Annotated in this window: 11 protein-coding genes; all 11 read right to left on the bottom strand. The window is 26.8% G+C overall.

The annotated features are described in order from the left end of the window. The coding region (locus HUJ77_RS10590) for an AAA family ATPase (RefSeq protein WP_291708555.1) at positions 1–1,633 on the bottom strand (1,633 nt) is incomplete at its 3' end. Continuing rightward, positions 1,620–2,750, bottom strand: a complete 1,131-nt coding sequence (locus HUJ77_RS10585; RefSeq protein ID WP_291708554.1) for a DNA repair exonuclease — start codon at positions 2,748–2,750, stop codon at positions 1,620–1,622. The genes HUJ77_RS10585 and HUJ77_RS10590, both read right to left, overlap by 14 nt. A gap of 157 nt (positions 2,751–2,907) precedes the next feature. After that, positions 2,908–3,708 carry a DUF4097 family beta strand repeat-containing protein gene (locus HUJ77_RS10580; protein ID WP_291708553.1) on the bottom strand — a complete coding sequence of 267 codons (801 nt, stop codon included), beginning with the start codon at positions 3,706–3,708 and terminating at the stop codon, positions 2,908–2,910. 11 nt (positions 3,709–3,719) lie between these two features. Next, entirely contained in the window at positions 3,720–4,418 is a 699-nt protein-coding gene (locus HUJ77_RS10575; protein ID WP_291708552.1) for a hypothetical protein, read from the bottom strand. 19 nt (positions 4,419–4,437) lie between these two features. Continuing rightward, positions 4,438–5,136: an ABC transporter ATP-binding protein gene (locus tag HUJ77_RS10570; RefSeq protein WP_291708551.1), complete on the bottom strand. Its 699-nt coding sequence runs from the start codon at positions 5,134–5,136 to the stop codon at positions 4,438–4,440. Position 5,137: 1 nt separating this feature from the next. Beyond that, on the bottom strand, positions 5,138–5,503 hold the full coding sequence (locus HUJ77_RS10565; RefSeq protein WP_291708550.1) for a GntR family transcriptional regulator: 366 nt from the start codon (positions 5,501–5,503) through the stop codon (positions 5,138–5,140). 302 nt (positions 5,504–5,805) lie between these two features. Continuing rightward, positions 5,806–5,988 carry an alpha/beta-type small acid-soluble spore protein gene (locus HUJ77_RS10560; RefSeq protein ID WP_291708549.1) on the bottom strand — a complete coding sequence of 61 codons (183 nt, stop codon included), beginning with the start codon at positions 5,986–5,988 and terminating at the stop codon, positions 5,806–5,808. 286 nt (positions 5,989–6,274) lie between these two features. Continuing rightward, a complete protein-coding gene (locus HUJ77_RS10555) occupies positions 6,275–6,937 on the bottom strand; it encodes a hemolysin III family protein (protein ID WP_291708548.1) in 663 nt (220 codons plus the stop codon). 59 nt (positions 6,938–6,996) lie between these two features. Next, positions 6,997–9,036 carry a glucose-specific PTS transporter subunit IIBC gene (gene ptsG, locus HUJ77_RS10550; protein WP_291708547.1) on the bottom strand — a complete coding sequence of 680 codons (2,040 nt, stop codon included), beginning with the start codon at positions 9,034–9,036 and terminating at the stop codon, positions 6,997–6,999. Between the two features lie 79 nt (positions 9,037–9,115). Continuing rightward, a complete protein-coding gene (gene licT / locus HUJ77_RS10545) occupies positions 9,116–9,961 on the bottom strand; it encodes a BglG family transcription antiterminator LicT (RefSeq protein ID WP_291708546.1) in 846 nt (281 codons plus the stop codon). Between the two features lie 151 nt (positions 9,962–10,112). Further along, complete coding sequence (locus tag HUJ77_RS10540; RefSeq protein ID WP_291708545.1) at positions 10,113–13,343, bottom strand: sensor histidine kinase; 3,231 nt, start codon at positions 13,341–13,343, stop codon at positions 10,113–10,115. Positions 13,344–13,511: the final 168 nt, after the last annotated feature.

Raw genomic sequence — 13,511 nt, 5'->3', positions numbered from 1 at the left:
TTTTAATATTTTGTTTTTCTAAATAGCTGTTATAATCATCAAATAACTTTAATTTTTTAATAAAATCCTCATAGGATGATGCTTCAACTAACTTAGTATGTTTAAATATCTCTTTCTCTATATTCCTTATATCATCTTCTAATGCTTTAATATTTAAAGAAGACTTACCTTCGCTTCCCATTTCAATTTTTAAAGTTATAGTTTTATATAATAAAAGAACTAAAATTCCCCCAGTAAATCCAACTAACAACATATTTTTTCTATAGAATATTACTAAAACTATTAAAAGGATAATATTTATAAGAGATGCTAATGAAAAAACTTTAAAATTATTTTTTAATTTCTCTGTTTCTAAATTTGATTTATTATTATAGCTTTCAGCTTTAAATTTAAGCTCCTTTAGTTTATCTTCATACTTTTCTAATAAGGCCCCTATCTTTTCCCTAACACCTTTAAAGTTTATTGCACTTCCTATATAGTTTTCCTTTTTAGATATATCTTCTTTTATTAAATTTATTTCCTTAGTTAATTCTTCATATTTTTTAATCTTTTCTGTTAAATTGTCTTTCTCCATAACAGCCTTCATAAAAGCGTTTTTGTCTTCACTAGACAATTCTTCAATGAATAAAAGATTCTCATAGCCTTCCCTTTTATCAGAATAAATTTCTTTGCTTTTACTTAAACTTTTTTCTTCTTCGCTCTTCATATCTAAAAGACTAAAATAAAGGGAGTTTTCATCCTTTATATCATTCAGTAAAACTTCATCTATAACACCATTTCTAGAGGAAATACTTTCTTCTATATATCTTTCTTTTTTCTTTAGCTCTTCTCTTTTCTTTAAATATTCAGTGATTTCTTCATATTCTTTTTGTAATTTTGATTTTTTTAAATATTTTTTATAGATATCTAAATTTTTAATTTCTGTTCTTAAACCTGCTCTTTTTTCTCTTAAGAATATTAAATTATTCTCCATATCTATATTTTCTTCTGATAGCTTATATCCTTCGTATTTTTCTTGATTTAAATCATTAAGCCTATTTCTTAATATATCTAATTCTCCTGTCTTTCTAACAGTAGATATAGACTTTTTAATAGCCTCAAGTCTTTCTATTGATTTTTGAGCAGATATATTACTATCATCACTATCAAGCAAATTAGCTGCTTTATCTATTATTTCTTCTTCCTTATCCTTAGAAATAGCAACACCTAATTGATTTATAAATAATGTTTTAAAGAAGGTAGATGAATTTACATTTAAAAAATATCTTCCTGGTTCATCCTTTGGAATTTCTGCAATTATTTCTCCACTTTCTACATCTAGTATTTCAGATGTATCTTCTTTTTTAGTAGCTCCAAAGCTTCTTTTGATTATATATTTTCTATTATTATGAGTTACATATAACTCTCCTCTTATTTTCTCCCCATCTATTGGAGCAAACCTTACTCTGTCATTGTTCTTCAAATCTTTAGTCCTTTTAGAGTTCATTCCATAAAGCCAAACTCTAATAAAGTTTTGAATAGTACTTTTCCCCTTTTCGTTTTCTCCATAAATTAAATTAATTTTTTCTTCAAAGTTAATTTCCTTATCCTTTAATCCTGCAAAAGAAATTATATTAATTTTATTTATAATCATTTAAATTCACTTCCTCATGGGATAGAGATTGTATACCTAGCTTTAAAGCCATTTTTAAAATCTCCTTATCACAATCTTCCTCTTTCATTTTTTCTAATAGTTTTTTTGCGTAAACTCCTTTAATTGAATAATCTTCTGATATTTTATCAAAGTCTAGCTTAACTTCTGTTTTATCAATAACCTTTACAAAATAGAAATCTCTCTTTATTTTTTCTAATATTACAGCTTCATTAAGATTAATATAAGATTCTATTTCTCCCTTAAGTATTATCTTATATAAATTATTTTTTCTTTCTTCTTCATTAATAGATGATAGGATTTTAAGCCTTACTTCATCATAACTTACGGAATTACTTATATCTATTTCTTCAACATAATAATTCCTTTTTGATGTTCTAACAAAGTTTAAATCTACTGCTCCTTTTGTTATTTCACCTATAATTACGCCCTTATCTCCAACTTCATCGAAGCCTCTTCCTTGTGGACAACCTGCGTAAGCATAAAAAGTATTATTTTCTCTTAATATTCCACTAAAATTATGCCTATGACCAATAGCAATATAATCTAATTTACTGTTTTCAATATCTTTTATAGTCATTGGATTATATTCATTTCCATCATCAGTATTAGAAATGTCTCCATGTATAGTCATTATGTTAATATAATTTTCTTTAATATTAATATTCTTAAGCATACTCTTTCTTACATGGTATTCATTAAAGGCAGCTCCCCAAACTACAGTATTTAAGTCCTCTAAAACTACATTTTCCATAGTTCCTTTAAATATATGAACATTATCTGGCCAATTTATCATCTTATAAAAGGATTTTTCATTATAAGGATCATGATTTCCAGGTGATATAAATACTCTTATATTATCTATTCTTTCAATTTGATTTTTAATAAATATAAGTGTTTTCTTATTTATAGTTAAATTGTCAAAAATATCCCCAGTTAATAATAATATATCAACAGAGTTATCCATAGCTATATCTATTATCTTGCTAAATACTTCTAATAATTCTTCTTTACTTATTATAGATATGTTTTTATCTAAGTCCTTAAAAGGAGTATCAAAATGTAAATCTCCTGCTTGTAATATCTTAATTTTCTTCATATTATCACCTTTAATCTTTGCGAACTTTTGTTCTATTTTATCACTTTTAAATTACTTATACAACAGGAAGGCTATAGATATTATATTCTTTGCTCCGTCGCTTCGCTCCAAGTCGCCTTCATATGATATTTATCTCTCTCTATTCTAAAGGTGATAATTAATTGGTAATCTTTATATCTCCTAATCCAACGCTAACGTCAAAGGTATATTTTCCTTCATTTGATGTCTTTGCTGTTATTTTCACATCTCCAAGTCCTGCTTCTGAAGTAATATTTATTGGTGCATTAACTGGAACCTTAATAGTTGCACTACCCATTCCACCATCAAATTTTAAGTTTCCATTTATATTTCCTAATGATACATTAGTTTCACCAATTCCACCTTCTATGCTGATTTCGCCTGTTTTTTTACTTGATTCTAAAGTTGTTTCACCAACTCCACTTTTTAATTCTAATTTATCAAAAGATATTTCTTTTAAAATTAATTCCCCTACTCCACTACTTATTTTCATATTATTTAATTCTAAATCATTAATTTCTCCTTCACCTACACCAAAGGCAAATTCAAAATCCCCATTAAATTTTCTAGGAATATCTATTACTAAATCACTGCTATAATCAGCCTTTAAATTCTTACTATTTTTTGATTCTTCAATAATAATTAAACTATTAGATTTTTTTTCTGTTCTTAAACCCTTAGAGTATTTGCTTAATTTCCCTGATATATTAACATTTTCTCCATCATAATAATTAATTTTTATATTACTTACATCTATTTTTATATCTAATTTGTTTATATCAGTAATAGTTTCAGATATGCTAATACTTTCCCCGCTATTACTAGAATCATTTTCTGTAATTCCACTATTATTTCTACTTTCAACTCCAAACCTTATTCCACATCCAGATAACAAAGCAGTTAAAGCTATAGCAATTGTAATATTAATATACTTTTTCATTTTTCCCCCTCCTAAATTATGTCTAGCTTTTTATCTAAATGATATATTGCTAGATAAACAATAAAAATAACCCATGCCAAACTCAGAAGTGAATACAATAAATCAATTTCAATACGAGCACCGATTCTCATATAAATATAAGGTAAAAGATTTGTTACAATTTTTATAATCCCTTCAACAATTCCTTGAACTATACTCCCACCTATTATTACTGTTAAAATAGCTAAAGCTGTATTGTATATATAAGATGAACAAATTACCATAAAAGAAATTATGATAATATATGCAATTACAGTTCCATACATTACTGCAGTAGAAGATAAATTAACTAATCCCCCTAAACTATTTCCTGAAATTAATGATACTAAATTTGTAATAAGAACTATTATCCCTTGAATAATAATAAACTCAATAATCTTGGCTATCATAAATTCATTAGATTTTATAGGAAATGTGAAAAGCAATTTTCCTTTTTCTTTAGATATTTGTGTTTGGAATCTAACTATTTGCCATACAAAATTTATTGATAAAAAGGTCACTACAAATCCTACATTCAATAAGGAAACTATTTCACTAAGAAATGGTATTTTGGTGAACATCCCTATAAAATTAAAACATAAAATAATTAATCCAATTATATAGAATATTTTACTTTTACTCATGTGATACTTCCCAAAGTTATACTTTAATAAATTAATAATATTTTTCAAAACTTCCCCTCCTCCTATCTTACTCTGCAAAAGTCTTTCTATATATTTCATCAATGGATCCCTTATACTTCTCTCTAAGTTCTTCTGCATCTCCATGTTCTACTATCTTCCCATCACCTAAAAATATAACTTCATCAAATATTCTTTCAAGTTCACCTATATAATGAGTGGTTATTATCATAGAACTATCTTCTGATAAGTTTTCTAGAATTGCATCAAGTATTTTTTCTCTAGCTACAGGATCTACTCCTGAAATTGGCTCATCTAACATATAAAGTTTAGCTTTCCTACTTAAGGCTAAGGATAAATTAAATTTTTCCATCATTCCTTTTGATAAATCTTTAATTCTAGCTGAGCTATCTAAGTTCATAAAACTTAAATAATAATCCATCTTCTCTTTATTAAAATCCTCAAAAAAATCTACATATAAACTTATAGCATCTTTTATTCTCATGGATTTATTAAAAATATTCATATCTTGAAGGAAAGAAATATCTTTCTTAGTTAAAGCACTTTGTGGATTTCCATCCACTTTAATATCACCATTATCAGCCTTTAGAAATCCTTGAATAACATTTAATAATGTGGTCTTACCTTGTCCATTTGGTCCCATTATCCCAAGTACTTTTCCTTTTTCTAAATTAAAGGTTATTCCTTTTAATATTTCTTTACCTTTAATTTTTTTACTTATATTATTTACCTCTAATAAATTACTCATTTTAATCCTCTTTATATCTCTCTGATATAATTGCTAATATATTATCTTTAGTAAATCCTAATGATTTTGAATCCTCTATAAATTTATCTATAGCTTCGTTAAATAATTCTTCTCTTAAAGAATTAATTTTTTCTACATCTTCTGTTACAAATTTTCCAATTCCTCTTTGGGTGTAAATTAGTCCTTGGTTTTCTAGTTCATTATAAACTTTTTGTATTGTGTTAGGATTAACTTTAGCTTCACTTGCATATTCTCTAACAGACAAAACTCTTTCTCCTCCTTTTAATTCCCCAGAAACTATTTTCTTTTTCATATAAGCAATTATTTGAAGATATATAGGCTCTTTTGTATTTAATTCAAGCACCATAAAGTTATCTCCTTTCTATACAGTACTAGTGTATTAATTAAATAGTACACTAATACATATATATTTACATTCTTCATTAAGTCTCTTTATTACTCATCTGATTAGTTTATTTTTAATTTACTCTATATTCCTCTACTATTCTTAATTTTCTGAAAATTTTAAAAAAGAAAGAAGCCCACTTAATGTAAAATATAAAATCTTACTTTAAATGAGCTTCTCCCTTTTTAGAACGGTAAAACTACTTTATTCTTTGGCGGTATATCCATCCTGTTTTAAATACCTTAGGTTCTTTGTTCCTGTGGCTATTTTATTGAATTTTCGTATTGTTCTACCATTCTTTTTACCATTTCGCCACCAACGGAACCACATTGTTTTGAAGTTAAGTTTCCATTATAATCACTAAATGGAACTCCTAACTCTGATGCAACTTCATTTTTAAATGCACTTAATCCCTTTCTTGCTTCTGGAACTAATGTTTTTGCCATTTGTAATTCCTCCTTCGGCTGTTGGTTTAGTAAACTGCTTTTAAGTGAAGTTATCAATTAAAAGCTTTGATGTTTACACTATTATATTAACCCTATATAACTTTTATATCCCTAGTAATTAATGGTGATTATAGTATTATTATCTACAATATTATAAAGGAAATTTAATAATAATCTATTAACATGTATTTATAAAAAAGTAGCAATATAAAGTATAAATTTTTCAAAAAAATTTTTAAAAATAAAGAGCAGCTATTTTTATAACTGCTCTTTAACTAAAAACTTATTAACTTATATAAAGTATTCCTAAGAAAATTGCCACATAGTGTAAAGCACTTCCCATCATAACAAATAGGTGCCAAATAAAATGATTATATGGCATTTTATCCACAGCAAAAAATATACATCCTACTGTGTAAGCAATTCCTCCAGACACTATAAACATTAGTATATTAAAGGGTATTAAAAGAAGTACTGTTTTTATATTTAAAATAATTGTCCAACCCATAAGTATATATAAAATTGTTGATAAAAGTCCAAATTTATCTATCCAAAAAGCTTTGAATAATATACCAAGTAATGCAATTACCCACAAGAAAACAAGCAAATACATAGATTTCTTATCATTACTCAAAAATATTAATATAATTGGAGTATATGTTCCAGCTATTAATAAATAAATTGATGAGTGATCTAAGATTCTAAGTATTCTTTTTACTAATTTCCCAGGTATACTATGGTATAGAGTGGAGCCTAAGTATAGTATTATTAATGCTATAGAATAAACCCATACTCCAGTAATTGCATAATTATTAGAAGTCTTTAGAGATTTTAAAATTAAAAATATACTTCCTATAATTGATAAAATAGCCCCTACACCATGAGTTACAGCATTTGCAATTTCTTCTCCTTTAGTATAAAAATTGTATTCAACTTTTTCCTTTTTCATGGTATAAACCTCCCCAAATTTTTAATAATTATATATCAATAAATATAATATTATCTTTTTTATTTCTTATGTATTTGAACTACATTTTCTTCTAAGGCTTCAACTTTTTTATTATTTTCGAAATATATAAATTTATCATTTTCTAGTCCCTTAAATATAATTGGCGTTATTGGAGATTTTGCTTTTTCCTTTATAAGTTCTAAAGAAAATTCAATTAGATTATCTCCTACATTTACTATATCTCCTTCTTCAACAAAAGCCTTAAATCCTTCTCCTCTTAATTTTAAAGTATCTATTCCTATATGCATTAGTATATCATATCCATCTAAAGTCCTAATTGTAATAGAATGTTTTTCCTTAGCTAAGGTAATTACCATTCCCCTTGCTGGCGATTTTAAAATATTATCACTTGGATTTATAGCAAATCCGTCTCCAATTATCTTCATAGAAAATATTTCATCTGGAACTTCTTCAAGTCTTACTAAATTTCCTGAAAGAGGAATACTTATTTTCTTTTCGGTTTTTATTCCACTTTTCATTTTTTTTAGTTTATTTTTCTTCTTTACTACTATTTCTTTTCCATCCATAATATCCTTCATTTGTTCTTTAATGATATCTGATTGAGGGCCAAAAACTGCTTGAATATTATTCCCTATTACCATTAAATCAACTGCACCTAAGTCTTTTAACCTATCTTTCTTAACAATTGAATAGTTATTAACGGTTACTCTTAATCTTGTTATACATGAGTCTAAATATTTAATATTTTTTCCGCCTCCAAAAGCATTAAGAATTTCATAAGGAAGCTGTTCACTAGACATATCTATATTTATATTATTTTCATCCTTTTCTCTTCCTGGAGTTTCTAAATTTAGACTTCTTATTATGAACCTAAAGCCTGAATAATATACTACAGCAAACCCAAGTCCTACTATTATAACCCATATCCAATTTGTTCTATTTGGTATTACTCCAAATAAAATAAAATCTATTAAGCCACCTGAGAAGGTTAATCCGATTTTAACATTTAATATTTGCATTATCATAAATGATAATCCTGCAAAGATACAGTGTATAGCAAATAAAACTGGGGCTACAAATAGAAACATAAATTCTATTGGTTCTGTTATACCAGTTAAAAATGAAGTTAGTGCTGCTGAGAATAATATTCCAGAAACTAGCTTTTTCTTTCCCTTTTCAGCTTCATTGTACATAGCTAATGCAGCTGCTGGTAGTCCAAACATCATAAATGGATATTTTCCAGTCATAAATGTACCTGCTGTGAATTCTACTCCATCCTTTAACTGAGCAAAGAATATAGATTGATCGCCTACTATTAATTGACCTGAAGAATTTATGTACTCACCAAATTGATACCAAAAAGGCGTGTACCAAATATGATGTAATCCAAAGGGTATTAATGCTCTTTCTATAACTCCAAAAATAAATGCAGAAAGAGTTTCATTTGTACTAATCATGCTTCTAGAAAAATTCAAAAGAAAATTTTGAAAAGGAGGCCAAATAATTGACATAATAATTCCTAGAATTAATCCAGATATAGCTGTTACTATGGGTACAAATCTTTTTCCAGAAAAGAATCCTAAAAATTCAGGTAATTTTATATTATAAAACCTCTGATATAGTACTGCAGAAATAAGTCCTATAACAATCCCGCCAAATACTCCTGTTGATAAAGTAGGTATTCCTAGTACAGTAGTGTACATTGGATTACTTGGAATTTGTGATACATCCACTCCCACAATTATTCCTGTAGTAACATTCATTATTAAGAATCCAATTATGGCAGCTAATGCAGCAACTCCATCTCCAGAGGTCATTCCAATGGCAACTCCAACTGCAAATATTAATGGTAAATTAGTAAATATTATACTTCCTGATGTGGACATTATATCTGCTACCATTTGGAATCCACTTCCTGATAGAATAGGAACCATATTTAGAAAATCTTGATTTTCAAATAAAGTACCAATTCCCATTAATAGTCCTGCAACTGGTAATAATGCTATAGGTAAAGTTATTGCTTTCCCTATCCTTTGCAAAACCCCAAAGGATTTTTTGAAAAATAAGCTAATATCCATTTTTCCTCCTAAATATATTCAAATAAGGACTTAAGTAAAATTTACTTAAGTCCAAACCCTTCAAAGATATAAATAATAATTAAGCACTTCTAAGCACAGAAATGACTCTATGTATATGCATAGTTAAGTAAACTATTTCATCTTCATTAACATTATAATTATAATTAGCCTTAACATAGGCTTTTACCTTTTGAGCACATTCATATGCTTCTGGGTAACTCTTTTTAGCTATATCAATAAATTCACTATTGTTATCATCATTTTGATTATTAGTAACTACCCTTTTTGCAAAATATTTTAAATGTGTTAATAACCTATCATAATTTAAATCATCTTCATTAAACTCTACTGAATAATAATATCTTATAATGTTTAATACACCTTTAATTATATTAGTTGCAATAATAGATTCCTTTGAGGATTCTTGATAACTTGCATTAACTAAATGTAATGCAATAAAGGCTGCTTCATCCTCAGGTAAGTTAATATTTAGTCTGTTATTAATATAATCTACTGCCCATAAAGCAACTGAAAACTCTTCTTTATGAATTCTTCTTATTTCATCTAGCAAATCATTTTTTATTTGTATATTATTTTTATATCTTTTTATAGCAAAAGCAATATGGTCAGCTAAAGATATGTATATTTGTTTATCTAATTTTCTATCTAATTTTTTAGTAGCATATCCAATAATTTCATGAGCTAATTCAAATATTCCATCTGGAATTTGATTTATTAATTTCTTTATCTTATTGCTCATTTTTTTATCATCTACAACAAATATTTTTTCGATCTTATCTTCTTCTATCTCCTGACCAACTTTTCTCTTAAAGGCGATTCCCGACCCCATAATTATGACTTCTTTTTTAGTATTAGGATCTATTGATACAACTACGTTATTGTTCAATATTTTTTCAACAATCATCTTACATTCTCCTTACACTTGGAAAATAAAATACCTAAACTAGAGTATATTAATACACCCCAATTTAGGTATTGCCTGCATTCCAGTAACAATCCATATACTTAATAAATATATCTTATCATTGTAAATTACTACTGTCAATATGAATAAATTATCTTTGTTTTGTCGGTAAAATAATTAAAAATTCGCTTCCTTTATTAACTTCACTTCTAACAAATATTTTGCCCTTATGTAAAGCAACTAGCTGTTTAGTAAGTGTTAATCCTAATCCGCTTCCTCCAAATTCTTCAGATACATTATTATATGCTTGGCCAAATCTATCGAAAATAGCATTATGATAACTTTTATCTATTCCTATTCCTGTATCTTTTACAGATATTCTTACTGAGTTTCCAAGGTCTGATACTTTAACTTCTATCCTTCCTCCACTTTCAGTAAACTTAACAGCATTACCAACTAGATTAACTATACATTTCTCTATTTCTAATTCATCACATTCTATTATCTTTTCTTCTATTTCTGGATCTATGATTAATTCAATTCCTTTTGACTCAATATAATCCTTCATAGATAAAACTATTTCTTCTACTAGATAAACTATATTATGCTTTTTAAAGTCTAACTTATATGATCCTGACTCTATTTTAGATGTATCTATTATATTATTAATTAACCTTAAAAGCCTATTTGAGTTTTTACTTATTGCATCCATGTAGTAATCTAATTTATCTCTTGGAATAACTTTTTTATCATGATTTAATTTTGTTATAAGTTGTTCAACTGAAATTATAACATTTAACGGAGTTCTAAGTTCATGAGAAAGGTTAATAAAATAATTATTTTTATATTTTTCATTTTGAATTAATTTATTATACAGTTCTTCATTTTCTTTGAATTTCTTACTTAACTCATTAGACCTTTGTTCAACTAGGCTATCTAGTATCTTAACTCTGTTCCAAATTACATATACTATCATAAATATCAACAATAAATAAATCATGTATGCAAAAGGACTTTTCCACGGTTTTACTCCTACGGTAAAACTCACATTGGTAGGCTTACTCCACTCACCAGTAGAATTTCTTGCACTAACTTTAAATGTGTATTTACCACCCTCTAAGTTAGTATAACTAGCATAGTTTCTATCATCTGCTAATATCCACTCATTTTCTAGTCCTTCTAGCTTATAAGCATATTGAATTTTTTTTACATTTCCGTAATCAGGTAAAAAGAAATTAAAGTGTATATTATTATTTTTGTATTTTAAATGTATTTTATTCAAATCTAGAAGTTCATCCTGATTTGTATATGCACTTCCTACAACTACGCTAGGTATAAAATTCTTTTCCTTTAATTGCTGTGGATAAAAGGAAGTTAGTCCATTAATTCCACCAAACAGCATTTCCCCATCATTAGCTTTGTGATATGCAAAACCATTAAATTCATTTGCTGGTAATCCATCTGCTACATCATAATTAATAAATTTATTATTTTTTATATTAAACTTAGATATACCATAATTGGTACTAATCCAAAGATTTCCTTCATTATCAACTAAAATTCCATAAATAAAACTATTATGTAATCCATCATTTTCATTATATCTAATAAAGCTTTCGTCTTCTCTATTAAATTTATTTAACCCATATGCAGTACCAACCCAAACATTATTATCTTCATCTACAGCTATAGTTTTTACGGCATCAAAACTTATACTTTTTTTATTGTCCACTTCATTTCTATATACTTTTATTTCTTTAGTTTTTTTATTTAATCTAATTAAGCCACCTTCCATAGATGCGCCTATCCATATATCACCGTCTTTATCTTGAGCTATTCCTGAAAACATATTGTCGGATATATCATTTCTTATAAATAATTCATTATAATGTTGGAAATTATTCTTTCTATCAAAGGTACAAACACCTTCCTCAGTTGTTATCCATAAGTCACCATCTTTATCTATAAATAAACTTCTTATATTATTTGATACTACAGAATTTTCATCTTCATAGAAATAACTTGTAAACTTATTTGTATTTTTATCATATTTGTTTAGCCCATTTTCAGTAGCTATCCAAATCTCATTATCAATTCCAGTAATATCCCTTATATTATCATTACTAATAGAGTTCTCATCATTTGAACTTTTGTATTTAGTTATAGTATTATTTTTTTTATCTATAATATTTAGACCATTTTGAACAGTTCCTACCCAAATAAGTCCGTCATTATCTTTATATATTCCAGCTATCATATTATCACTTAATGAATTACTGTCTAAATAATCTTTTTTATAATTAGTAAACGAATTTTGATTGTTAAAAATACTTATTCCATCATAAGTTCCTACCCATATTGATCCAGAATTATCTTCTGTTAAAAACAATACATCATTACTAACTAAGCTTTGAGTGTCATATATCCTTGAAGTATAATTTATAAACTTATTTTCCTTTTCCTCTAACCTACTAAGACCTTTATCTGTTGCTATCCAAATTGTTTTATTTTTGTCCTTATATACATTTTTAATAGTATTACTGGCAATAGACCTTGAGTCATTTGGATTGTTACTATAGTGCTCTATATTATTTGTTTCTATATTTAACTTATTTAATCCCCCGTTATATGTACCTATCCATAAATTATTACCATCTATATATAAATCATATATAAAATTATCTGAAATTGAATTGCTTAATCCATCTGCAAAATAGTAAGTGATTTCCCCTGTTTTCTTATTAACTTTATTTAATCCTCTATCTTTAGTGCCTATCCACAAGTTTCCATCCAAATCTTTATCTATTGCATAGATAATTTGGCTAGATAATTTATTATTAATGTCTTTATCCGAATATAACCTTATAAAGTTATCCTTTTCTTTATCATATAAATTTAATCCATTTTCAGTTGCTACGTACATATTTTCATTTGAATCAATTAGTATTTCCGTTATATTATTATCAGATAAGGTACATCCATCAACACCCGAAATATACATTTTTATCTCATTTGTGTCAGTATTTATTTTATTTAAGCCTCTTCCAGTTCCAACCCAAATATTTCCTTCTTCATCTTCACTTATAGCAGAAATATAGTTGTCACTTATACTTTTATCATAACCTTCTCTATACTTATACACTTCAAATTCATGTCCATTATATCTGTTTAACCCATCTGTTGTTGCTATCCACATATAGCCCTTACTGTCTTGAAATAAATATTGAGCTGTGGTTTGAGACAACCCATCATCTACAGTTATTCTTTTAAAAACTATATTCTTTTTATCATTATTAACTGCACTGACTTGGAAACATAGACTATTAATAATAATACCTATTATTATTGGAAGTATTATCACTTTCCTCATTTTATATATCATATAAATTATTCCCCACTATATATTAATGAATTTTATAGTTTCTATTATATACTTTACCGTATAAAAAATATATAAAAAAAAAGACTAAAAACATTTTTTAGTCTTAAGATTTGGCAGGGGCAGTAGGAATCGAACCCACAACCAACGGTTTTGGAGACCGCTACTCTA

It is taken from the genome of Clostridium sp. (assembly GCF_021443865.1).
In the GTDB taxonomy this organism is placed as follows: Bacteria; Bacillota; Clostridia; order Clostridiales; family Clostridiaceae; genus Clostridium.
Note: the sequence above shows the minus strand (reverse complement) of the source record. Positions and strands in the feature narration are given on the sequence as shown.

Excerpts from the sequence above, each read along its gene's own strand:
- HUJ77_RS10540 (WP_291708545.1), bottom strand. The coding sequence starts at position 13,343 with ATGATATATAAAATGAGGAAAGTGATAATACTTCCAATAATAATAGGT.
- HUJ77_RS10570 (WP_291708551.1), bottom strand. The coding sequence starts at position 5,136 with ATGAGTAATTTATTAGAGGTAAATAATATAAGTAAAAAAATTAAAGGT.
- ptsG (WP_291708547.1), bottom strand. The coding sequence starts at position 9,036 with ATGGATATTAGCTTATTTTTCAAAAAATCCTTTGGGGTTTTGCAAAGG.
- licT (WP_291708546.1), bottom strand. The coding sequence starts at position 9,961 with ATGATTGTTGAAAAAATATTGAACAATAACGTAGTTGTATCAATAGAT.
- HUJ77_RS10560 (WP_291708549.1), bottom strand. The coding sequence starts at position 5,988 with ATGGCAAAAACATTAGTTCCAGAAGCAAGAAAGGGATTAAGTGCATTT.
- HUJ77_RS10585 (WP_291708554.1), bottom strand. The coding sequence starts at position 2,750 with ATGAAGAAAATTAAGATATTACAAGCAGGAGATTTACATTTTGATACT.
- HUJ77_RS10580 (WP_291708553.1), bottom strand. The coding sequence starts at position 3,708 with ATGAAAAAGTATATTAATATTACAATTGCTATAGCTTTAACTGCTTTG.
- HUJ77_RS10555 (WP_291708548.1), bottom strand. The coding sequence starts at position 6,937 with ATGAAAAAGGAAAAAGTTGAATACAATTTTTATACTAAAGGAGAAGAA.
- HUJ77_RS10565 (WP_291708550.1), bottom strand. The coding sequence starts at position 5,503 with ATGGTGCTTGAATTAAATACAAAAGAGCCTATATATCTTCAAATAATT.